Raw genomic sequence first — 22240 nt, 5'->3', positions numbered from 1 at the left:
ATCATATGAGACTTCTCTTCCTCGGCGACATGGTTGGAAAAACGGGACGCACGGCAGTGTGGGAACAACTGCCGGGACTGATCTCCGATTTCAAACTCGATTTTGTCATCGTCAATGGCGAGAATGCCGCCGGCGGCTTCGGCATCACCGAAGAGATCTTTCGCGAAACGATCGCGGCGGGCGCCGATGTTGTCACCACCGGCAACCATGTCTGGGATCAGCGCGACGCGCTGGCCTTCGCGCCGCGCGAAGAGCGCTTTCTGCGCCCCTCGAATTTCCCCAAGGGCACGCCCGGACGCGGCTCCGGCGTCTACATCGCCAGGAGCGGGGCGCGCGTGCTGGTCGCCAACATCATGGGCCGGGTGTTCATGCATCCCGAACTCGACGATCCGTTCCAGGCCGGTGAGCGCGAACTGGCCGCCTGTCCGCTCGGCGAGCAGGCGGATGCCGTGATCATCGACTTCCATGCCGAGGCAACCTCGGAAAAGATGTGCTTTGCGCATTTCGTCGATGGCCGCGCCAGTCTCGTCGTCGGCACCCACACGCACCAGCCGACCGGCGATCACCAGATCCTCAATGGCGGAACTGGCTACATCTCCGACGCAGGCATGTGCGGCGACTATGATTCCTCGCTCGGCATGGACAAGGAGGAACCGCTCAACCGGTTCCTGTCGAAAGTGCCGAAAGGGCGCTTCGAGGCAGCAACGGGACCGGCGACATTGTGCGGCGTCGGCGTCGACATTTCCGACCGCACCGGGCTGACCGAGAGGATCGCGCCGTTTCGTCGCGGCCCCCGGCTGGAGGAAACCGCGCCGTCCTTCTGGTCGTGACATTGATATGGACGCAAGCAGTACCTAATTGCCGGCGACACTGCTCTAGATCGTAGAGGGGACGACCTCCATGCAGCTCATCGAATTCCTGGCGCCACATTTTCACTTCGTGTCCGATCCAACGGCCTGGGTCGCGCTGCTGACGCTGGTGGTGCTGGAGATCGTGCTCGGCATCGACAATCTGATCTTCATCTCGATCCTGACCAACAAGCTGCCGGAAGCGCAAAGGGCGCGCGCCCGCCGGCTCGGCATTTCGGCGGCGCTGATCATGCGGCTGGTGCTACTGGCAACCATTTCGATCATCGTCCAGCTGACGACGCCGGTGTTCACCGCCCTGGGGCACGGGTTTTCCTGGCGCGACCTGATCCTGATTGCCGGTGGCCTGTTCCTGGTGTGGAAGGCGACCAAGGAGATCCATCACACGGTCGATCCCGACGATCACCAGGACACGATGCTGGGTGAGACCCTGCAGATCAGCCTCGCCGGCGCGATCTTCCAGATCCTGCTGCTCGACCTCGTCTTCTCCATCGATTCGATCATCACCGCCGTCGGCATGACCGACGAGATCGCCATCATGTACATCGCCGTGATCGTCGCGGTCAGCGTGATGATGCTGGCGGCCGGACCGCTGGCAAACTTTATCGCCAAGAACCCGAGCATCGTCATGCTGGCGCTGGGCTTCCTGCTGATGATCGGCATGACGCTGATCGCCGATGGCATGGGCTACCATGTGCCCAAGGGCTACATCTATGCGGCGATGGGTTTTTCGGCCTTGGTCGAAGGGCTCAACATGTTGGCGCGGCGACGGAGAAAAGCGAAGTCCGGCGAGGGGCATTGAGGTTGGCAAGAGCATAGCCGCGCCACGAGACCTGGAATTTGTCGCTGTCGCGTAGGATCGCTGGATCAGCCAGTATGCCAGCCATGCGATCAGCATCATCGACCGGCTGAAGTCCGACCTGGAGGCGTGAGCGATTGCAGCGGCCTCGCGGCTGGACGAATTGAGCCGATTTATCTATAAGCCCGCCATTCCGACAGAGAACGCCGTGCTTCCACGAGTTGCACTTGGGACGCTCTGAAATTTTGAATTCGAGCATTTTGCAGAAGACGAGGTGAGATCACCTCGCTTCGGGATGCTCTAGCCGAGAAGACGACAGGGGTGCCATGGCTGGCCATTCACAGTTCAAGAACATCATGCACCGCAAGGGCCGCCAGGATGCGGTGCGGTCGAAAATGTTTTCCAAGCTGGCGCGCGAAATCACCGTTGCCGCCAAGAGCGGGACGCCCGATCCATCGATGAATCCGCGCCTGCGCCTGGCCGTGCAGAACGCCAAGGCAGTGTCGATGCCGAAGGACAACATCCAGCGCGCCATCAACAAGGCCTCGATGGGCGACGCCGAAAACTACGAAGCCGTGCGCTATGAGGGCTATGGGCCCGGCGGCGTCGCCGTCATCGTCGAAGCGCTGACCGACAACCGCAACCGTTCGGCCTCGAACGTGCGCGCCGCCTTCACCAAGGCCGGCGGGGCGATGGGCGAAACCGGTTCGGTGTCGTTCATGTGGGATCGTGCCGGCGAGATCTATTATCCGGCATCGGCCGGCAGCGCCGACAAGGTGATGGACGCGGCGATCGAAGCCGGCGCCGATGACGTGGAATCCGATGAGGAAGGCCACACGATCTACTGCGCTTTCGAGAATCTCGGCGAAGTGTCGAAGGCGCTGGAAGCTTCGCTCGGTGAAGCTGAATCGGTTAAGCCGATCTGGAAGCCGCAGAACAGTGTTCCGGTCGACGAGGACCGGGCACAGTCGCTGATGAAGCTGGTCGCCACGCTCGAGGATGACGATGACGTTCAAAGCGTCTACGCCAACTTCGAAGTCGATGACGAGACCATGGCCAAGCTCAGCGCGGCATGAGCGGAGCTCAGCCAGAGACATGAGCGCGGCCCAGCTCCCCGCCATCCGCATCACTTATTGCACGCAGTGCCAGTGGCTGCTGCGTGCCGGCTGGATGGCGCAGGAGCTGCTGTCGACCTTCGGCACCGACCTCGGCGAGGTGACGCTGGTGCCCGGCACCGGCGGCATCTTCACCATTTCCTGCAATGATACGCTGGTCTGGGACCGCAAGCGCGACGGCGGCTTTCCGGAAGCGGCCAAGCTCAAGCAACTGGTCCGCGATGTCATCGACCCGGATCGCGATCTCGGTCATTCCGACCGCAAGGGTCACACGCAAAAAGACCCCGCCTGAGCAGGATCTTTTGCTTCGCCGAACGCTTCTCTCTTTGTCTCGACGCAAATCCGGACGGCTACGCACTTTTCCTGGAGTTGCTTAGAGCAATGAGAGAATGAAGCACGCCATCGCCATGATGGCGGTGATGGTGCGGACATGGTTCCACATCACCCATTGGCTCAGATGGTTCGCCCACACAGCGGCGCCGTTGCTGCTGGTCGGGTCGACGGCGGCGAGCGCATCGTTGAGCGGCACGTTGAAGACCATGGTCACGATCGGGTTGCCGATCAGGTAGATCACCGCGCCGGCAAGCAACCAGTACGAGCCGGACTGGCTCCAGCCCATGATGGCGGCGGCGATAAGCACCAGACAGAGCAGGCCGGTACCGAAAAGCGCCGTCATGAAGGTCGGGGTGATCACCGTGACGTTGATCGAATTCATCGCCGCGATGCCGCTGGGGACGGGCAGTCGAGCAAGCGCCGCCATGACGAAGTTGGAAAAGGCGAAAAACACGCCGCCGACGACCCCCGAGCCGATTGCGGCAATAATGGTAAGGGTGGGAAGAAGTTTCGTGATCATGTCAGTTACTCCAGATTCGGCTAGCGGCGGTTTCGGTTGCGTAGGTGGAGAAGTCTCTTGGCTGGCGGCCAAGCACGCGCTGGACGCCGTCGGTCAGCGTCTCGTTGCGGCCGTCAAGCACTTCGGTGAACAGTTCGTTGAGCAGCCAGGCGAATTCGGGCGGCAGGTGGTGCGCGGCCATGGCGGCGGTAAATTCGTCATGCGAAATCCTGACAAAGCGGATGTCGCGCCCGGCGGCCTTGCCAATCTCGGCGACCGCGTCTGCAAAGCTCAGCAGTCGCGGCCCGGTCAGTTCATAGAGCTGGCCGACATGCCCTGGCTCAGTCAGCACGGCGAAGGCGACGTCGGCGATGTCATCGGCATCGACGAATGGCTCGCCGACATTGCCGACCGGCAAAGCCACTTCGCCCTCAGCCAAGGACTCGACAAGGAAGCCTTCGCTGAAGTTCTGCGAGAACCAGGCGCAGCGAAGGATCGTCCAGTCGGCGCCGGAGGCCTTCAGCATCTCTTCGGCACGCTGGGCTTCCGCCTCGCCACGCCCCGACAGCAGCACAAGCCGGGTGATGCCGTTTTGTACGGCAAGCCTGGCGAAGGCGCCGACCGCCTCGGCGGCACCCGGCACGGCCAGATCGGGATAGTAGCTGATGTAGACGGCGCTGACGCCTTGCATTGCCGGACCCCAGGTCGCGGGGACTTCCCAGTCGAAGCCCGGGGTGCCCGAACGCGAGCCGATGCGCACCGGCAGGCCCCGCGCCGTCAGTCGCTCGGCAAGGCGGCGGCCGGTCTTGCCGGTGCCGCCGAGGACCAGGATGGGTTTTGTTGTCGTGTTGTTCATAGCTGTTTTCCTCTGTTTCAAAACATGAGTAGTCCTCACATTTGCAAAACGTGATAAACCCTCGTATTTTGCCAGTCAAGCGATTTTGTTGGCATTGGAGACAGCCATGGAAGACACCGCGCCGGTTTCGTCACAGGAGCAGATTGCTTCGCCGCGCCGGGCGCCGAGCCAGCAGCGCAGCCGCGAGCGGGTCGAACGCATGCTCGCCGCTGCCTCGGCGCTCATCGCCGAGCAAGGCAGCGACGCCATGCGCATGGGCGAAGTGGCGGAACGGGCAGGGGTTTCGATCGGCTCGCTCTACCAGTTCTTTCCGGACAAGCGGGCGATCGTCTGGGCGCTGGCCGAGCGCTACACCGCCGAAAGCCAGGCCTGCATCTCAGCGGCACTCGCCGACGTCGGCGACGCCGAAGGCCTGAGCCAAGCGTTTTCGGAGCTGGTCGATATCTACTACGGGCTGTTCCTGGCCGAGCCGGTGATGCGCGACATCTGGTCAGGCACGCAGGCCGACAAGGCGCTGCGCCAGCTCGAACTCGCCGACAGCCGGGCCAATGCCGAATTCCTCACCGCGGTGCTGAAGCGGCTGCGGCCGGCAGCGGATCCGACGGAGTTGGAAACGACGGCGTTTCTGGTCTGGCAGATGGGCGAGGCCGCCGTGCGGCTGGCGATCTCGGTCGACCGGCAAGAGGGCGATAGACTTGTGGTTGCCTACAAGCGGATGGCGCTGCGGGAACTGTTGGCCGAGTAAGGCTAACGGCCGAGATAGTTCCGTAACATTTCAGCGCGCTCGTCCTCCGTGCACATTGCCATCCGGGCCAGGCCGAGACTGCCCCGATGAAGCGCAACAACAGCCAACGCATATGTCACTGTCGCTTCGTCCGCCTCAGTTTCCAGATCTCGCAACGCCAAATGGAAAAGCGTCTGCCAGGCGGCTTTGTAGTGCGGTTCGACCCAATCCGGAATTGGCGGGTTTCCACGGTCGAGCAATCGCGCTTCTTCGATTACCGCGGCCAGACCGTAGACTCCCCAATTCGCTGGAGCGCGTTCTGCGGAGATTCGAACGATCTCTGGGATTGCGGCGTAGGATGCGTCTCCGACATCGCCCTGATGATGCAGTTCATTCCAAAGTTCGTCCCACGCCATCTCGTCATCATAACGAAGCGTCAGCGCCCGCAACGCCGGTCGGGGATCATAGACAACCTTGTACCCACCCGTGAGACCGGACCACCGCTTGTCGTTGAGCATAGACATGTCGCTCTCCCTGGCCGACTGCGTCCCACCACGGTGACTCGAGGTCAACAAAAAACCCGCCTCGAGGGCGGGTTTTCCGATCTGCGAAAAAGGTCGTCGGCTTAGAGGCCGAAACCTTCGAAACGCTTCTTGAACTTCGACAGACGGCCGCCGCGGTCGAGCAGGGTCTGCTGGCCGCCGGTCCAGGCCGGGTGGGTGGTCGGGTCGATATCGAGGTTCATCGTATCGCCTTCCTTGCCCCAGGTCGAACGGGTCATGTATTCGGTGCCGTCGGTCATGACGACCTTGATGGTGTGGTAGTCGGGATGGATGTCGGTCTTCATGGTTCGGTTCCTGGCTTGTCGGCGCTGCCGACGGGCATAAGCCTGCGTCGATGCGCCCCTTTTTAAAACTCGAAGCCGCAGCTATTGAAGAGCCACGGCTTCTAAAACGGTCGGCGAGCCTATACATCAGCCGGAATTGAATCACAAGGCCGCGGCAAGCGCATATATTGAGGCGCACAGCCCAGAGGCGGCTAGAGGAAACGCAGGAATGGCGCAAACCAGCAGCGCAGACGAGCGCCGGCGCTCGCTCAAGCCGCTCAGGCGCCTGTTCCCGTATATCACGCATTATCGCACGCTGGTCGTCGGCGCGCTCATTTCGCTGGTCATCGCCGCGGCAACGACGCTGGCGCTGCCGCTGGCCGTGCGGCGCATGATCGATCATGGTTTCTCGTCGGCCAACACCATCTTCATCGCCGAATATTTCGCAGCCCTGGTGGCAATGGCCGCCGTGCTGGCGGCGGCCTCGGCCGGCCGCTACTATTTTGTCATCACGCTCGGCGAGCGCGTCGTCGCCGATATCAGGCGCGATGTCTTTACCCATGTGACGACGCTGTCGCCGTCCTTCTTCGACACCGCGCAGTCGGGCGAGATCGTGTCGCGGCTCGCCGCCGACACCACGCAGGTCAAGTCGGCGGTCGGGGCGACGGCCTCGGTGGCGCTGCGCAACGTCATCCTCGGCCTCGGCGCAGTGGGGATGATGGTCGTCACCAGCCCGAAATTGTCCGGTTTGGTCATTGCGGCCATTCCGGTCATCGTGCTGCCGCTGGTCGCCTTCGGCCGCTCGGTGCGGCGCAAGTCGCGGCAGGCGCAGGATACACTTGCCGATGCCACCGCCTATGCCAGCGAACAGATCGGCGCGGTGCGCACCTTGCAGGCCTTCACCAATGAAAAGCTCGTCACCGGGCATTTCTCGGGCGCGGTGGAAGCCGCTTTCGAGGCGGCGCGTGCCTCGATCTTCGCGCGCTCCTTCCTCACCTTCTTTGCTATTTTCACGATCTTCTCGTCCGTCGTGGCGGTGCTGTGGTTCGGCTCGCGTGACGTGCTCGACGGCAATCTGTCGCCAGGCACGCTCGGCCAGTTCCTGCTCTATTCGGTGTTTGCCGCCGGTGCGCTCGGCGCGCTGTCCGAGGTCTGGGGCGAGCTTGCGCAAGCGGCGGGTGCCGCCGAACGGCTGACCGAGATCCTGGCCGAGAAGCCGGCAATCCAGGCGCCAGCCGATCCGAAGCCGCTGCCTGCAGTCGCCAAGGGCGCGATCGCCTTCGATGACGTCTCCTTCTCCTATCCGGCAAGGCCCGACCGCGCTGCCGTGCACGGCTTGAGCTTTCAGGTCATGCCCGGCGAGACGGTGGCGATCGTCGGTCCGTCAGGGGCCGGCAAGAGCACGGTCTTTTCGCTGATCCTGCGCTTCTACGATCCTGAAACCGGCAAGATCCTGATCGATGGCGTCGATGTGCGCGAAGCCGATCCGGTCTCGGTCCGCGAGCGCATCGCCATCGTGCCCCAGGACGTCACCATCTTCGCTGCAAGCGCGCGCGACAATATCGGCTTTGGCCGGCCGGGTGCCAGTGAGGCCCAGATCGAGACGGCGGCGAAGGATGCGCTCGCCGACGAATTCATCCTCAAGCTCGAAAAAGGCTATGACAGTCAGGTCGGCGAGCGCGGCGTAACGCTGTCCGGCGGCCAGCGCCAGCGGGTCGCGATCGCTCGCGCCATCCTGCGCGACGCGCCGATCTTGCTGCTCGACGAGGCGACCTCGGCGCTCGACGCTGAAAGCGAGACGCTGGTGCAGATGGCGCTGGAACGCCTGATGCAGGGCCGCACCACCATCGTCATCGCCCACCGGCTGGCAACGGTGCTGAAGGCCGACAGGATCCTGGTCATGGATGGCGGCCGCATCGTCGAGGAAGGCACGCATCAGAGCCTCGTCGCCAAGGGCGGCATCTATGCGCGGCTGGCCAAGCTGCAGTTCGAAACCGGCGCCAGCGCCTTCAGGGGCGCGGCGGAGTAAGTCGCAAACATCTGCCCCCTGATGTGCCGACAGCCCTTACGCCGCTCCGTATCGCTGCTTCAGATGGTTGACGAAATAGCCGGCGTCGAGCTTTTCGCCGGTGGCGCGTTCGAGCAGGTCCGGCGTCGACCAGCGTGACCCCTGCGACCAGATTTTTTCGCGACGCCAGGCGTTGATTGACGCGAAATTGCCTTTGGCGAGATCGTCATCGGCGGCAGGATGCTCGCGTGTCAGCGCCGCCCATTGCTGCGCCGCCATCATCGCGCCCAGCGTGTAGGAGGGGAAGTAGCCGAAGGCGGCACCCGGCCAGTGCACGTCCTGCATCGGCCCGTCGGCCGGATTGTCGATGGTGGAGAGGCCGAGATAGTCGCGCATCTTGGCGTCCCAGGCTTCGGGCAGGTCGGCCACCTCCAGCCTGCCCGAAACGAGTTCCTGCTCCAATTCGTAGCGCAGGATGACATGCAGCGGGTAGGTCACCTCGTCGGCATCGACCCGGATCAGGCCGCGCTCGACGCGATGCACATGCGGCAGGATGTCGTCGAGCGACCGGGCTTCGCCAAGATGCTTTTCGACCACCGGCAGCGCCCAACGCCAGAAAGCCGGGTTGCGGCCGAGCTGCTTTTCGACGAACAGGCTCTGGCTTTCATGCACGGCCATGCCGCGCGCCTTGCCGAGCGGCCAGTGCGCCCATGCCTTCGGCAGGTTCTGTTCGTACAGCGCATGTCCGGTCTCATGTAGCACGCCCATCAATGCCGACAGGAAGTCCGAGGTCTTGTAGCGGGTGGTGATGCGCACGTCGCTCGGTACGCCGCCGCAGAAGGGATGGTGCGATACCGACAGCGACCCATGCGTCAGGTCGAAACCGACCGACGTCATCATGGCAAGGCCGAGCTCGCGTTGCCGGTCGATCGCGTACGTGCCCGAAAGCGGCTTCAGTGGGCGCTTGCGCAGCCGGGCTTCTTGTATCGCCAGCGCCTCCGGCACGAAGCCTTTCAGGAAAGCCTTGAGGTCGGTGAAGACAGGCGTGATGTCGGCGGCGCGGTTGCCGGGGTCGTATTGCTCCATGAGCGCGTCATAGGGGGCAAGACCGAGCACGTCGGCACGCAGCGCCGCCTCTTCGCGCACCAGCGCCACCACGCCCTCCAGCGCCGGCAGGAAGCCCGCCCAGTCGTTCTTGGCGCGCAGGTCGCGCCACAGCTGCTCGGAACGCATGCGCGCGGTGGTCTGACGTTCGACGAACTCGACCGGCAGGCAGGTCAGGTTGGTGTACTGCCGCCGCAGTTCCGCGACCGCGGCCCGTTGCTCCTCACTCAACGCTTCCTGTTCGGCCGCGGCGAGCCAGTCGGCGATTTCCGGCGCCGTTGCCCTGGTGTGGTACATGCCGGCCAGCGCCGACATTGCCTCGGCGCGCTTCTCGCCGCCGCCGATAGCCATGTGGGTGGCCTCGTCGGCGCCGAGAATGGCCAGCGCATGCTCGAGCGCTTCGAGCTTGTGGCCGAGATCATCGAGTTTCTGAAAGGACATGGCGGCTTCCGTGATTGAGGACGGCGCGAAAAGATACCAACGCAAAAGCGTTTGCAAGCCTGCGGCACTGTGCGGCGGATGCATCTTGCACAGGTGAGGTCACGCGTGAAATGCTGCCGGCCACGCCTGAAGGGGGAACAACATGATCGGCAACATCCTGGTCGGACTGGTGGCCTTGATCCATGTCTACATCGTCTATCTCGAAATGGTGCTGTGGGACACGCCGCGCGGGCACAAGGCGTTCAATCTGAAGCCGGAATTCGCCAGCGCCTCGAAGGTGCTGGCCGCCAATCAGGGTCTTTACAATGGCTTCCTCGCCGCGGGCCTGATCTGGGGGCTTTACCTCGGGACAGCCGGATTTCAGGTCAAGGTTTTCTTCCTGTTGTGCGTGGCCATTGCCGGCCTCTATGGCGCGGCAACGGTTGGCCGCAAGATCCTGTTCATTCAGACCGTGCCGGCGGTCGTCGCCCTGATTGCCGTCTGGCTTGGCTGGTAGGAAACCGGGCTGGTAGCAAGCTGGGCTGAGGGAAAAAGGACGCCCGCGGGAGAGGGGGCCCCGAGGGCGCCAGGTGGTCCTTTCCTGGCGCAGGATCTCGGAAGGAATCATGCGCGAGATCGAAGTGCTAGAGCTTGGCGTTCAAGCTTTCAGCCGTTCGGATAGTTTCCGCCGTCGGCGCCATCGCCCATCAGGAAATCGCTGCCAATACCGACCCTCAGACGCTGGTCGACATTGTCGAGACGGCGCAGCAACTCATGGTATTGCGCGGCCGGTATCCTGCCGTGATCCGATGCCGCTATCTTCTCGGCCGCCTGACTGATGCGGACCGTCCGCCTTTCCAGGCGTTCGGCGACGGCGGGCGTGATGTTGTTGGCCTGCCTTGCATCGACTATGCCCTGGCGGACGCCTTGAACCTGTTGGATGAGGCCTTCGACGCGCGGCCCCGTAAAGTCGGTCGGATCGCCGGCGTCCAGAGCGCCTCTGTGATGGCCCGCGGCATAGGCGCTGGCAAGCGGAACGGCGATGAGGACCGCCGTGAGTGTTGCAGTTCTAAGCGAGGTGCTGGGAAAAAAAGAGCGCATCGTCGCGTTCTCCTCCTGAAGAGGAAGGCGGCGATTGTCTCGCCTGCCCTCCGGCTGCGGGCCGTCCGGTTCCGTCGCGTCGCGATGGGGTTCATCGCCGGCGGTTCTCGGCCCAGGCGGGGAAGCTAGGACCGCAATTCGACGATGTGTAATTAAAAAAAGATAATCTTTTCAGGCCTTGCCGGCCTCGCTCTACGCCCTAGAGTTGAGCCGGCGAACAAATTCGCGTGATGCCGCGTGATGATGGATCAACGTTCGGTGAGCTTCAGTTCAATACGCCGGTTCTTGTTGCGCGCCTCTTCGGTGTCGGCGGGGTCGAGCGGCTGGAACTCGCCGAAACCGGCGGCGACCAGGCGGTTGGCCGGAACGCCGTTCTCGATCAGGAACTTCACCACCGAGGTCGAACGCGCCGTCGACAGCTCCCAGTTGTCGCGGTAGCGGCCGGTGCCGGAGAGCGGCTTGTTGTCGGTATGGCCGTCGACGCGCAGCACCCAGTTGATCTCGGGCGGGATTTCCTTCTGCAATTCGATGATGGCGTCGGCAAGTTTCTTCATCTCCACCTTGCCGGCATCGTTGATCACTTCGGAGCCGGTCGGGAACAGCACTTCGGACTGGAAGACGAAGCGGTCGCCGACGATGCGGATGTTCTCGCGGTCGGCAAGGATTTCCCGCAAGCGGCCGAAGAAGTCGGAGCGGTAGCGGTTCAATTCCTGCACGCGCTGCGCCAGTGCGACGTTCAGGCGGCGGCCGAGATCGGCGATCTTGGTGTTGGAATCGCGGTCGCGGGTTTCGGAGACGTTGAGCGCATCCTCGAGCGCACCGATCTGCTTGCGAAGTGCTGCAATCTGCTGGTTGAGAATCTCGACCTGGCTCAGCGCCTGCTGACTGATCTGGCGCTGGCTGTCGAGTTCGCCCGAAAGTGTTACGGCACGCTGGTTGGCGGCGTCTCCGGCGCCGGCACCTTGCGCCAGCAATTGTTCGAGCCGGCTCTTTTCCGCTTCCGCCGCCGACAGCGATGCCTGCAAATTGGCGAGCGAATCTTCCTTGTCCTGCGCAGTCGAGCGCTCCAGCGCCAGAAGCTGGGTCAGTTCGTTGATCTGCGAATTGAGTCGCGAGAGCGCCGTGTCCTTGCCGGAGATTTCGCGGCCCAGCAGGAACTGCGCCAGCACGAAGACGGTGAGCAGGAACATGATCGCCAGAAGCAGCGTCGACAGCGCGTCGACGAAGCCCGGCCAGTAATCGATGCGGCGATCGGTGCGCCGTCCACGCGCCAGGGCCACGTCAATGCACCCCGGGCTTCTTCAGGGCGTCGGCGATCTTTTCCAGCGTGTTGCGCATCGCCTTCTGCTCATCGGACTGGGCCTCGACCCAGTCGCGCATGATCTGCTGCTCCGAGCGCATGTTCTTGACCAGGCCGGAAATGCCGTCGGCGAGATTGGCCATGGCGGTGGCGACCCGCGGATTGGAGCCGCCGCCATTCTCCTGCATGCTGCGCAGCCTTTCCGACAAAACCCGGATCTCGTCCGAGGATTCGGTCTTGGCCTGGTCGGAGACGACGATGTCGGACGACAGATCGGTGACGGAGGACAGCCAGTTTTCCAGCTCAGTGTAGAAGCGCGTCTGGGCGCGGCCGGCCTGCAGGTCGAGGAAGCCGAGCACCAGCGAGCCGGACAGGCCGAATAGCGAGGACGAGAAGGCCGTGCCCATACCGGCCAGCGGCGCAGAGAGGCCCTGCTTCAGCGAATCCAGCACGGCGGCGGCGTCGCCCGTACCCGGATCGAGGGATTCGATGGTCTCGCGGATCGAGGCGATGGTGTTCAACAGACCCCAGAAAGTGCCGAGCAGGCCGAGGAACACCAGCAGGCCGACGAGATAGCGCGAGGTGTCACGGCTTTCGTCGAGGCGCGTGGCGATGGAATCGAGCATGGTGCGCATCGAACTGGTCGAGAAGGCCGTTGCCGAGGAGCGGCCGATCATCGCCTTCATCGGCGCCAGCAGCACCGGTTCGGTGGTCTCCGAGCCGGCACGGAAGGAGTTGACCCAGCGCACTTCGCGAAACAGCCGTCCGACCTGGGCGAAGGCCAAGAGGATGCCGACCACCAGCACGCCGATGATCAGGCCGTTGAGGCCGGGATTGCTGCCAAAGGCGGTCGAGATCTGGCGGGTCAGGATGGCGGCGATGAAGGCGACGATGACGAGGAAGATCATCATGGTCAGCAGAAAGACCTGCGGGCTCGACAGTTTATGCGGATCGTAGATCAGGACATCAGAGCGTCTGCCCATGCCGAAGGATCTGAGAAAAGCCATCCGTGCCCCGTTTCCGATGCCGCCGCCGATCACGTAGACCGCGACTCTAAACGGAATTGTGACCAAATTGAATGGCGCTTGGCAATATTGCCGCGTCTATAAGCCTGTGTCAGAGGCGATTGATGACCAGACAGTCGACCATGGCGGCCAGATGCAGGCCGGCACCGGTGACGACGAAGCCGTGCCACAGCGCATTGTGGAAGCGCAGTCCCTTCCAGGCAAAGAAGATGACGCCGCAGGAATAGACGATGCCGCCGGCGACGATCAGCGCGATCGATGTCGTCGGCAGGGTCTGGACAAGCGGCTTTACCAGGATGATGCCGCTCCAGCCGATGGCGAGATAGAAGACGATCGCCAGCCGGTCGAAACGGCCGGGAAAAAACACCTTGATGGCGATGCCCAGTGCCGCTGCCGTCCAGACGAGGACGATCATCCAGCGCGCCAGCGGCGAGCCTTCGAGCTGAGCCAGGAAAGGCGTGTAGGTCGCGGCGATCAGGAGATAGATCGCGGCGTGGTCGAAGCGCCGCAAGATCCATTTCGCCGGCGACGACACTGGCCACAGATTGTAGGTCAGCGACACCGACAGCACGGTGAGCAGCGAAACCACATAGAAGGCGGCGGCGATGTATTCGCCCGGCCCGACGCGAAAGGCCGCCAGCGCCAGCAGCGCCGAACCCGCCGAAATCGCTAGCACGATGCCGATAGCATGGACGATACCGTCGGCGATCATCTCGGCGCGCGAATAGTGCCAGCGTCCGATGAACGGGATGTCGTGTTGGGGCTTGATGTCGTTCACTGCCGGGTTCCTGCGCCGAGCACTCTAATTTGGGCGCTCGCCGGCCAGTATTTCAAGCTTCCATTGCGGTTTTGCGACTGCGGCGCATCAGCGCGGCGTGTCAGTCAGCGTGCCGAGAGCGGCTTCTTCACGGCCTTCAGCAAAGCGCGCTGGATGACCTCGTTGCCGGCGACCACCGAGCCGTGGTCCAGCATGTCCTGGCCGCCGTCCATATCCGAAACGAAGCCACCCGCCTCGCGGATCAGCAGCAGGCCGGCGGCGACGTCCCAGGCCGACAGGCCGGTTTCCCAAAAACCGTCCATGCGGCCGGCGGCGACATAGGCGAGATCGAGCGAAACGGCCCCCAAGCGGCGCACGCCCGAGACCTCCGCCATGACATTGCGCAATTCGACGAGGAAATTGCCGTGGTGGCCGCGGCCGAGATGCGGCACGCCGCAGCCGATCACTGTGTCGACCAGCTTGATGCGGCCGGCGACGCGCAGCCGGCGGTCGTTCATGAAGGCGCCGCCACCGCGTTCGGCGGTATAGAGCTCGTCCATTGCCGGATTGTAGATAACGCCGGCAACGATCTGCCCCTGGCGTTCCAAGGCGATCGAAACGGCAAAGAGCGGGATGCCGTGCAGGAAATTGGTGGTGCCGTCGAGCGGGTCGACGATCCAGCGGTGCTGGCCGTCGTCGCCTTCGACCACGCCGCGCTCCTCCATCAGGAAAGCGTAGCCCGGCCGTGCCTTCGACAGTTCGGCAAAGACGATCTCCTCGGCCTTGCGGTCGGCCTGGCTGACATAGTCGCCAGGGCCCTTCATCGAGACCTGCAGGTTCTGCACCTCGCCGAAGTCGCGCGACAGCGAGCGGCCGGCTTTCATTGCGGCCTGGACCATGACGTTGAGAAGGGCTGAGCGTGCCATCGTGCTTCTTCCTGCTGCTGCGCTTCAGGCGTTGTCTTGATGCATGTCGGTGACCCAAAACCGGGGCCACTTTTGGGCGACATGCATCAGTCTGCGCGGCGCACGTAAGTGATTTCGTTGGTGTCGACGATGATGCGTTCGCCGGCGCCGATGAACGGCGGTACCAGCACACGGATGCCGTTCTCCAGTACCGCCGGCTTGTAGGAAGACGCGGCCGTCTGGCCCTTTACCACGGGATCGGCCTCGGTGATGGTCAGCGTCACATAGTCGGGCAGAGAAATGCCGATCGGCCTTTCTTCATAAAGCTGGACCGTGACCATCATGCCGTCCTGCAGGAAGGCGGCGCGATCGCCGACGAAGTCCTTCGCCAATTCGAGCTGCTCGTAGCTCTGGGTGTCCATGAACACCAGCGCGTCTTCCTGCGCGTAGAGGAAGGAAAAATCCTTGAGATCGAGCCGGATCTGCTCAACCGTCTCGGCCGAGCGGAAGCGCTCGTTGAGCTTGGTGCCGTTGATGAGGTTCTTCAGTTCGACCTGGTTGTAGGCGCCGCCCTTACCTGGCTTGACGGTGTTGGTCCTGACCGCCACCCACAGGCCGCCGTCATGCTCGATGACGTAGCCGGGACGGATTTCGTTGCCATTGATCTTGGCCATAGTGATCTGATCCGGGAATGAGATGTTCGCTGGGAAAGCGATTTCGGGCTCCCAAGACCACAAATCGCCAGAAGAGGCAAGGGAGCGGGCAGGCTGGGGCCAAGCGGCAGGGATGAACAACTGGGTCGGGGGCCTGGAGATACCGACGGATTTGGCGGACGCATCGGCGACGAGCATCACGCCCTTCGGCAGATGCTGACGTAGAAGACGCATGGGCATGAGGCCGAGCCCGTGACCCCGGCGCAGCCACTCCATCGGCATGGCCGGGTCCTGGATTCCCGCGTCAGGGCAGGCGGTTCGCCTTCTGCAGCGCCTGTTTGGTCTGGTCGTCGTCCAACCCTTGCAGGAAATCGTCCATCTGCGGGTCGATGAGACCGGAGCGGCGGGCGACGATGTACCAGGCGGCGGCGAGGACAAGATCCGGAGCGGTGCCGATGCCTTGCATGTAGAGCTTGGCGAGGCGGTTCTGGGCGGCGACGTTGCCGCCCTCGGCCGCTTGCTTCATCCAGCCGAAGGCGGATTTCAGGTCGCGGCCGCCACCGCGTCCCTCGATCATCCAGGCTGCGAGATCGATCTGCGCGGTGTCGTAATTCTGCCGTGCGGCCAGCGCCAGCAGGCGCCTTGCCTGGGTGTCGTCGCGCGGCTTGCCGCCGACGCCATTGGCATAGATCTGCGACATTGCATATTGCGCGTCGGCGAGACCGGTGGCGGCGGCACGCTCGTAGTAGGAGACCGCCCTGGCGAGGCCGGCGTCGCCGGGGTCCTGCTGGACCAGCATCTGCGCGAAATTGAACTGCGCCAGCTGGTTGCCGGCTTCGGCGGCGGCCTGCATCAGCGCATAGGCCCCTTTCTCGTCCTTCTTGACGTAGCGGCCATCGAGCAGCATCAGCGCATACTGGAACTGCGATTCCGGCACGCCCTGCTCGGCGGCAAGCGCGTACCATTTCGCCGCTTCCGCGGCATTGACCGGCACTCCCAGCCCGCGTGACAGGATCTCTGCCACCAGCGTCTGTGCCGCCGGATCGCCGTTTTGTGCGCGCACCAGCGCGAGATTGTAAGCCGTCTTGTAGAGACCGCGCTGGAAAGCGCCATAAGCGGCGTCGGCAGGCTTTGCGCCGAAGCGGTCGGGGTTGATGGCATCGGCCGATGGCAGCGGCGCCGGCTCGGCCGTGGTGGCGGGTTGCGGTAGCGGCTTGTCGATCGGCTTGTCCGTATGCACGCCGGCTTCAGGCTTGGACTGCGGCAGCGGGATGTTCTCCGCGGCCGCTGCCTGGACCATGAGCACCGCGAGCAGAGCCTGGAGGGGAAGCGTCGCCGAAGGCACGTCAGTCCTCGAAGCGCGGCGCGGTCTCGTCGAGCAGCGCGTTGGCGCTGGCGACCGCCGTCCTGGGGTCGGTGCCGTCGGCGAACACGGCGCTCGATAGGGCAACAAATTCGGCGCCGGTGGCGCCGACCGCTTCCACCGAGGCGATGTCGGATCCGGCCATGACGATGCAAGGGATCTGGATCATATCGGCCCACCATTTGCCGAGCGACAGGTTGCGCGGGTGCGGTTCGGGCTTGTTGTCGTAGCCGAAGCGGCCGAAGAAGATGTAGTCGGGCCGCGTCTCGCCAAGCTCGAGCGCGTCGTCACGTGTCTTGGCGCCGCCGGCGCCGACCATCATCTTTGCCTGGAAATGCTCGATCGTCTCGGCGAGTTCGGCCTTGGAGACCTCGACATGGATGCCGTCGGCCTGGACGCGGCCGGCTATGCGAGTGTCGCCGGCGATGACGACAGCGACGCCCGCGGCCTGCGCGGCGGGCACGATCTGTTCGGCGAAAGCCTGGAAGGAGGCCTCGTCCATGCCGTTCTCGGGCAGGATCAGCGAGGCGACATCGCCGCCGTCGAATGCCGCGGCGATACGGGCCGCCGCCACGCTTGGCGGCGCGATCAGCACGATGCGACAGCGGTTGGGGGGCGTTGCGTCATTCATGGTTCTTCGATCCCGCGTTTCGCCTATGCCGGGCGAAGATGGTTGGATTGCGGCATAGAGCAAAGTGCCCGCTTTGAACAGGCGGGCAGCCGGGATCGCGATTGTGACCCGCCGGGCCGACGGCGGGCCTGTGTCACTTGATCGGGTGCGGGCTCATGACGGGCGCCTTCGACTTCCACAGCGTCCAGCCAAGATTCATGCCGGCGGCGGCGATCAGGATGGCGGTGGCGCCGACAATCTGGCTCAGATGCAGCCGATGGCCGAAGGCTACGACATCGACCAGGATCGCCACCACCGGGTAGATGAAGGACAGCGCCCCCTGGAGATGCGTCGCCAGCTTCTGGATGGCGCCGTACATCAGGATGTACATCAGGCCGGTGTGGACGATGCCGAGCGTCGCCAGCATGACCCAACTCCACGCATCGGCGGGAAGCTGGGAAAGATTGGCGAAGGGTGCCAGCATGACGACGCCGACGCAGACCTGGATCAGCGCGATCAGGTGTGGCGGCGTGCCCTTGAGCTTCTTGGTGACGATGGCGGCGACAGCCCAGAAGAAAGCCGCGCCCAATGCCATGACGATGCCGGTAAAATAATCCGTGCCGACATCGCCGGCATCGGGGGCGGCTTGCACGATCAGAACCATGCCGGCAAAGGCGATGGCCAGCCAGGTCAGCTTGGTCAGGGTCAGCCGCTCGGCGAAGAACAGCGCGCCGAAGCCGACCAGCATGAAGGGCTGCGTGTTGTAGACCGCGGTGGCGATCGAGATCGATGCGCGCGAGAACGCACTGAACAGCAGCAGCCAGTTGACGACGATGGCGACGCCGCCGAGTACGGCGAAGCCGATAACGCGCAGCGACAAGCTGTTGCGCAGCAACCCAAGCCCGGTGCAGATGACAAGCAGCGTCAGCGCGCCGAACGCGCAACGCCAGAACACCACATCCATGATCGGCTGACCGGACATGACGACGAACCATCCGATCGTCCCCAGGATCGCCATTGCGGCCGACATTTCGACCGTACCGCGCACTGTATCGTTCACAACCAACCTCCGAACCCGTTGAGCCGGCATAATCTCATGCGGGAACGAAGCTTTCCATCTGATGAGAAAGGAAGTATAGGAGAATGACCTAATTATATTAGGCCTCGTCTCCAAATTTTCGGGAAATGTAAAATGCTTGACGATCTCGACCGGCGCCTCCTCGAAATCCTGGTCAAGGACGCGCGGACCTCGCTGAAGGAATTGGCTGCCCAAGTCGGGCTGTCGTCGCCGAGCGTCTCGGAACGGCTTCGGCGGCTGGAGGAACGCGGCGTCATCCGGGCGTTCACCGTCGAGATCGATCCGCTGGCGCTCGGCTATACGTTGCAGGCCATCGTGCGCATCCGGCCGTTGCCGGGCAAGCTGCACATCGTCCAGAAGCTGATCGAGGAGATCCCCGAATTTGGTGAATGCGACAAAGTGACGGGCGACGACTGCTTCGTCGCCCGGCTGTTCGTGCGCTCGATCGGCGATCTCGACGGCATTCTCGACCGCATCGCCGACAAAGCCGAGACCAGCACCGCCATCATCAAGGCACAGCCGATCCGGCGGCGGCCGCCACCGCTCGACGCAACCGCTCCGCGTGACAGGGCAAAGATCTTGCAGGCTTCCTGATCGACGCCGTGAAACGTCGGCGGCCGGTGGGCTATATTTGCTGTCGCTCCGCCGGGGATTCTGGGCTATTCAGGCGTCGATACGCTTTCCCCTCCAGCCCAGCCCCTCCCCATGTCAGGCCTGCTTCTCGATCCGTGGTTCTACGCGGCTGCCATTCCGGCGGTCATTCTGGTCGGCCTGTCCAAGGGCGGCTTCGGCGGCGCCGTCGGTTTCGTCGGCGTGCCCTTGATGGCGCTGACCATGCCGCCGGTGCAGGCGGCGGCCATCCTGCTGCCGATCCTGTGCCTGATGGACATCGTGTCGGTGTGGACATGGTGGGGTGTCTACGACCGCAAGATGCTGGTCGACATGATGCCCGGCGCGGTCGTCGGCATCTGTCTCGGCTGGCTGACGGCAGCACTGGTCACCGAGGAGGCGGTACGCCTGATCGTCGGCGCCGTCGCCATCATCTTCGTCCTGCGCTGGCTCTATCTGCAGTTTCGCCATGGCGCCGACCACGCGGTCGCGCCCAACCGCGTGGCTGCCGCCATTTGGGGGACGGTCGCCGGCTTCACCAGCTTCGTCGCCCATGTCGGCGGCCCGCCGTTCCAGGTCTATGCCTTGCCGATCCGGCTCGATCCCAAAATTCTGTCGGGCACCGCGGCGATCTTCTTTGCCGCAACCAATGCGCTGAAGCTCATTCCCTATTTCGCGCTCGGCCAGTTCGACACCGCCAATCTGACGGCGTCGGCTGTGCTGATGCCGCTGGCGCCGCTCTCGACTGTCGCCGGCGCCTGGCTGGTGCGGCGGATGCGCCCGGAAACCTTCTATCCCTTCACCTACGCAACCGTGGCGGTGGTGGCGCTGAAGCTGCTGTGGGACGGCATCGCCGGCCTTATGTAGAGGGGGGCGGTCGTGCAGCCGCCCTCATCATCGCGGCGGTGTCAGGCGGCGCTCGGCACGAGGCGACGGTCGACGCCAAGGGCGAGGGTGGCGCCGACCACGACGACCAGCACCATGCCAGCAAGAATGCCGATGTCATGCACGCTCGGCTTGAGCACCATGTCGGCGATGACTACCAGCATCACTGCATAGTCGAAGCGTGCGGCGCTCATCATGCGTTGGCCGATGGCCAGAACAGCAGGCGTGACGCCATCCTTGGCGATCATCGCTCCCATGCGCTCGCCCGTTGGCTTGAAGATGAACATGCCGATCGAAAAGGTCGTGGCGTAGCCGACCAGACCGATGATGATCCACAGATCCGAGAAGCCAACCCAGAAGCTGCACATGATGAGACCGAAGATCAGGGTCAGCATCGACATCGGCGCGAAGAAACGGCCACCCAACTGCCCGCTGGCCCGCATCGCCTGCAACTTGTCCTCAATGTTGCCGGCGCGCTCGGCAAGCACGCCGAGGAGGAACAACACGAAGCCGCCTCCGACCCATAAGATGGCCGTGACGACATGGAGGAATTTTACGATCGAGTACCAGTCCATGGTTGCTCCTGGAGTGTTCTGGAGGGGATGTGGCAGGGCGCGATGTGCGCCAGCCGTCAGAGGAGCGAGCGTTTAGCGCCGCGCCCGTTTCGGAACGATGTCGCGAAAAAACTGGTTCTGTTTCCGCCTGCCGCCGGCACACGAAGCCACTGAGATGGCGAATGCGCTGCCCGGTTTTCTGCTATTGGAGAAGTGTTGGGAGGGGTTGGCGCGACATCGTCTGGAAACAGTGCCGATGCTAGTGCGCCAATGCCGGGAGCCCGGTGGCGACAAGATTCGCCTGACAATCAACCCATTCCCGCACACGGGAAGAGGCATTCGAGGGGACATTATGCAAGGGGTAGCACGGAATTTCTTCACGCTGGCCATCATCTATTCGCTGTGCGGAATGGCGCTCGGCCTGCACATGGCGATCAGCCAGGACCATGGCCAGATGCCGACCCACGCCCACACGATGGTGGCCGGATGGCTGATGTCGGCGGTCTTCGCCTTCTTCTACCATCTGTTTCCGGCAGTCGGACAAAAGATGCTCGCCACCATCCATTTCTGGCTGACGGCAATCAGCGGCATCGGTCTGTTAATCGGTCTCTATTTCCTGCTAGCCGGCAATGCCGCGATCGAACCGCTTGTCGGGATTTCTTCGATGGGCTTCTACGCGGCCATGCTGCTGTTTGCCTTCATCGCCTTACCGGCCGTCTGGAAGAAAGCCTGAGCCGAGAGCCTGTCTGGAACTCTGCTCTGGCGGCCATCTGATGGGGTTTTCTGCGCTTGCGGTGCTCGCGGACCAAATGTCCGCTCCGCTCCGGATCTCGAAACCACCACCATGTGACTCGCCAGAGCGAATTTCGAAACGGACTCTGAAGCGAGGTTCGGGGCTGTGCTGTTCCGGCACAGGACGGCGGCGTTCGATCAAAAAACACGCGCGCCGTTAAGGCTTCATTAAGCTTTACAGGTGTTTACTATGTCCATCCAGTGATCTGGATTCTTACCGAGTGGTTGGAGCCACTTTGTTTGACGCCTCCCTGTTAAACTCCTGAGAGCCGCCTTATCCGCGGCTCTTTTTTTGTCTGGATTCCGGGGGCGTCCGATGTCGGCTCGCCGTTAACCTTCTGTTAAACATGTGCTTGCCATCGCGGGTGACGAAGCGCATTTTGAAGCTTCAGTCATATAGGCTGCCGGGTGTATCGGCAGTGAGCCGAATCAGCCGGCTGTAGGTGCAGGGGCGCAGCAATGAACGAGCCTTCGACGGGCAGTGCGAAAACCGTCAAGCTGGCGGAGCGCCGGGTTTTCACGCAATCCTTCAAGCCGCTTTACCAGGAAGGTATGGGCCTGGTCGAACAGGCGGCGGAGTATCTCGACGGCAAGGGCCGGGCCGAGGCAAAGAAATTGTCCAGGCTGGGGGCCACGCTCTATGCGGCCGAATCGATGCGGCTGACCACAAGGCTGATGCAGGTTGCCTCGTGGCTGCTTTTGCAGCGCGCCGCGAATTCCGGTGAGATGACCCGCGACCAGGTTGCGTCTGAGAAGTCCAAGGTGCGCCTTGACACCGCTTCCGCCCATGACGAAGCCGCGGGCTGGGCCGAACTGCCCGAGGATTTCCTCGACCTCGTCACTCGCTCGCTGCGCCTGCAGGCGCTGGTGCGTCGCATGGACGAGGAGATCTACGGCTCCGACGCCGTGGTCGACATGCAACCGGCGGCCCGCCGCCCCAATCCGGTTTCCGACCAGATCAGCCTGCTGAACACGGCTTTCGCTCGCGGCTAAACCTCGGCGGCCATTCGTTTCCGGTTTGTTCACATTTCGCTGGCATCGCTGTCCGTCGGAGGTAG

General features: G+C 63.3%; 26 protein-coding genes. 11 read left to right on the top strand and 15 right to left on the bottom strand.

All coding sequences use genetic code 11. The features are described from left to right. The first annotated feature begins 5 nt into the window (after positions 1-5). The 4 genes from AC0ZT5_RS12155 to AC0ZT5_RS12140 all read left to right on the top strand — a co-directional run bounded on the left by AC0ZT5_RS12155 (position 6) and on the right by AC0ZT5_RS12140 (position 3072). Positions 6-830 carry a TIGR00282 family metallophosphoesterase gene (locus tag AC0ZT5_RS12155; protein ID WP_095084226.1) on the top strand — a complete coding sequence of 275 codons (825 nt, stop codon included), beginning with the start codon at positions 6-8 and terminating at the stop codon, positions 828-830. A 70-nt stretch (positions 831-900) separates the two neighbouring features. After that, positions 901-1668 carry a TerC family protein gene (locus AC0ZT5_RS12150; RefSeq protein WP_488496623.1) on the top strand — a complete coding sequence of 256 codons (768 nt, stop codon included), beginning with the start codon at positions 901-903 and terminating at the stop codon, positions 1666-1668. Between the two features lie 323 nt (positions 1669-1991). After that, a complete protein-coding gene (locus tag AC0ZT5_RS12145) occupies positions 1992-2741 on the top strand; it encodes a YebC/PmpR family DNA-binding transcriptional regulator (RefSeq protein ID WP_184872386.1) in 750 nt (249 codons plus the stop codon). A gap of 19 nt (positions 2742-2760) precedes the next feature. After that, the gene (locus AC0ZT5_RS12140; protein ID WP_488496622.1) at positions 2761-3072 is read left to right on the top strand and encodes an Rdx family protein; all 312 of its coding nucleotides are present in this window, start codon (positions 2761-2763) and stop codon (positions 3070-3072) included. An 81-nt stretch (positions 3073-3153) separates the two neighbouring features. On the opposite strand, the gene AC0ZT5_RS12135 is transcribed toward AC0ZT5_RS12140, so the two are convergent. Both AC0ZT5_RS12135 and AC0ZT5_RS12130 read right to left on the bottom strand, forming a co-directional pair. Then, complete coding sequence (locus AC0ZT5_RS12135; RefSeq protein ID WP_488496621.1) at positions 3154-3633, bottom strand: anthrone oxygenase family protein; 480 nt, start codon at positions 3631-3633, stop codon at positions 3154-3156. Position 3634: 1 nt separating this feature from the next. Beyond that, entirely contained in the window at positions 3635-4468 is an 834-nt protein-coding gene (locus AC0ZT5_RS12130; RefSeq protein WP_488496620.1) for an NAD(P)H-binding protein, read from the bottom strand. Between the two features lie 106 nt (positions 4469-4574). Here AC0ZT5_RS12130 and AC0ZT5_RS12125 point away from each other — a divergent pair, with 106 nt between their 5' ends. Then, complete coding sequence (locus AC0ZT5_RS12125) at positions 4575-5213, top strand: TetR/AcrR family transcriptional regulator (RefSeq protein ID WP_488496619.1); 639 nt, start codon at positions 4575-4577, stop codon at positions 5211-5213. A gap of 2 nt (positions 5214-5215) precedes the next feature. On the opposite strand, the gene AC0ZT5_RS12120 is transcribed toward AC0ZT5_RS12125, so the two are convergent. Continuing rightward, on the bottom strand, positions 5216-5716 hold the full coding sequence (locus AC0ZT5_RS12120; protein WP_488496618.1) for a hypothetical protein: 501 nt from the start codon (positions 5714-5716) through the stop codon (positions 5216-5218). 101 nt (positions 5717-5817) lie between these two features. Then, positions 5818-6039, bottom strand: coding sequence for a 50S ribosomal protein L31 (gene rpmE, locus AC0ZT5_RS12115; RefSeq protein WP_006327661.1), 222 nt, complete (start codon positions 6037-6039; stop codon positions 5818-5820). 208 nt (positions 6040-6247) lie between these two features. On the opposite strand from rpmE, the gene AC0ZT5_RS12110 reads away from it, so the two are divergent. Next, complete coding sequence (locus AC0ZT5_RS12110; protein ID WP_488496617.1) at positions 6248-8047, top strand: ABC transporter transmembrane domain-containing protein; 1800 nt, start codon at positions 6248-6250, stop codon at positions 8045-8047. 36 nt (positions 8048-8083) lie between these two features. On the opposite strand, the gene AC0ZT5_RS12105 is transcribed toward AC0ZT5_RS12110, so the two are convergent. Further along, positions 8084-9571 carry a carboxypeptidase M32 gene (locus AC0ZT5_RS12105; RefSeq protein ID WP_488496616.1) on the bottom strand — a complete coding sequence of 496 codons (1488 nt, stop codon included), beginning with the start codon at positions 9569-9571 and terminating at the stop codon, positions 8084-8086. Between the two features lie 142 nt (positions 9572-9713). Between AC0ZT5_RS12105 and AC0ZT5_RS12100 the strand changes: the two genes are divergently transcribed. Further along, on the top strand, positions 9714-10067 hold the full coding sequence (locus AC0ZT5_RS12100) for a DUF1304 domain-containing protein (protein ID WP_095084234.1): 354 nt from the start codon (positions 9714-9716) through the stop codon (positions 10065-10067). A 149-nt stretch (positions 10068-10216) separates the two neighbouring features. Here the strand turns inward: AC0ZT5_RS12100 and AC0ZT5_RS12095 are convergent, their stop codons facing one another. The 9 genes from AC0ZT5_RS12095 to AC0ZT5_RS12055 form a co-directional block, all read right to left on the bottom strand. Then, a complete protein-coding gene (locus AC0ZT5_RS12095) occupies positions 10217-10651 on the bottom strand; it encodes a hypothetical protein (RefSeq protein WP_488496615.1) in 435 nt (144 codons plus the stop codon). Between the two features lie 248 nt (positions 10652-10899). Further along, positions 10900-11931: a peptidoglycan -binding protein gene (locus AC0ZT5_RS12090; RefSeq protein ID WP_488496614.1), complete on the bottom strand. Its 1032-nt coding sequence runs from the start codon at positions 11929-11931 to the stop codon at positions 10900-10902. A 1-nt stretch (position 11932) separates the two neighbouring features. Then, positions 11933-12958: a MotA/TolQ/ExbB proton channel family protein gene (locus AC0ZT5_RS12085; protein ID WP_477284853.1), complete on the bottom strand. Its 1026-nt coding sequence runs from the start codon at positions 12956-12958 to the stop codon at positions 11933-11935. Between the two features lie 109 nt (positions 12959-13067). Then, positions 13068-13754: a PAQR family membrane homeostasis protein TrhA gene (gene trhA, locus AC0ZT5_RS12080; protein ID WP_488496613.1), complete on the bottom strand. Its 687-nt coding sequence runs from the start codon at positions 13752-13754 to the stop codon at positions 13068-13070. A 104-nt stretch (positions 13755-13858) separates the two neighbouring features. Beyond that, on the bottom strand, positions 13859-14659 hold the full coding sequence (locus AC0ZT5_RS12075) for an inositol monophosphatase family protein (RefSeq protein ID WP_477284857.1): 801 nt from the start codon (positions 14657-14659) through the stop codon (positions 13859-13861). 86 nt (positions 14660-14745) lie between these two features. After that, on the bottom strand, positions 14746-15312 hold the full coding sequence (gene efp / locus AC0ZT5_RS12070; RefSeq protein WP_095084240.1) for an elongation factor P: 567 nt from the start codon (positions 15310-15312) through the stop codon (positions 14746-14748). 283 nt (positions 15313-15595) lie between these two features. Then, positions 15596-16591, bottom strand: coding sequence for a tetratricopeptide repeat protein (locus AC0ZT5_RS12065; RefSeq protein WP_488496690.1), 996 nt, complete (start codon positions 16589-16591; stop codon positions 15596-15598). Positions 16592-16637: 46 nt separating this feature from the next. Next, positions 16638-17285, bottom strand: coding sequence for a thiamine phosphate synthase (locus AC0ZT5_RS12060; protein ID WP_488496612.1), 648 nt, complete (start codon positions 17283-17285; stop codon positions 16638-16640). Between the two features lie 133 nt (positions 17286-17418). After that, positions 17419-18324 carry a DMT family transporter gene (locus AC0ZT5_RS12055; RefSeq protein ID WP_488496611.1) on the bottom strand — a complete coding sequence of 302 codons (906 nt, stop codon included), beginning with the start codon at positions 18322-18324 and terminating at the stop codon, positions 17419-17421. 132 nt (positions 18325-18456) lie between these two features. Here AC0ZT5_RS12055 and AC0ZT5_RS12050 point away from each other — a divergent pair, with 132 nt between their 5' ends. Both AC0ZT5_RS12050 and AC0ZT5_RS12045 read left to right on the top strand, forming a co-directional pair. Further along, positions 18457-18936 (top strand): Lrp/AsnC family transcriptional regulator, encoded by a 480-nt coding sequence (locus AC0ZT5_RS12050; RefSeq protein ID WP_488496610.1) that lies wholly within the window; start codon positions 18457-18459, stop codon positions 18934-18936. Between the two features lie 111 nt (positions 18937-19047). Then, positions 19048-19818, top strand: a complete 771-nt coding sequence (locus tag AC0ZT5_RS12045) for a sulfite exporter TauE/SafE family protein (protein WP_488496609.1) — start codon at positions 19048-19050, stop codon at positions 19816-19818. A gap of 41 nt (positions 19819-19859) precedes the next feature. Here AC0ZT5_RS12045 and AC0ZT5_RS12040 read toward each other — a convergent pair whose 3' ends face one another. Continuing rightward, positions 19860-20411, bottom strand: coding sequence for a DUF2269 family protein (locus AC0ZT5_RS12040; RefSeq protein WP_488496608.1), 552 nt, complete (start codon positions 20409-20411; stop codon positions 19860-19862). Positions 20412-20742: 331 nt separating this feature from the next. Here AC0ZT5_RS12040 and AC0ZT5_RS12035 point away from each other — a divergent pair, with 331 nt between their 5' ends. Continuing rightward, positions 20743-21123, top strand: coding sequence for a hypothetical protein (locus tag AC0ZT5_RS12035; RefSeq protein ID WP_010912040.1), 381 nt, complete (start codon positions 20743-20745; stop codon positions 21121-21123). 518 nt (positions 21124-21641) lie between these two features. Beyond that, complete coding sequence (gene rcdA, locus AC0ZT5_RS12030; RefSeq protein ID WP_095089536.1) at positions 21642-22175, top strand: protease adaptor protein RcdA; 534 nt, start codon at positions 21642-21644, stop codon at positions 22173-22175. Positions 22176-22240 lie beyond the last annotated feature (65 nt).

This window comes from Mesorhizobium sp. CNPSo 4670 (genome assembly GCF_057784235.1).
This window is presented reverse-complemented; position numbering and strand designations above follow the sequence as displayed.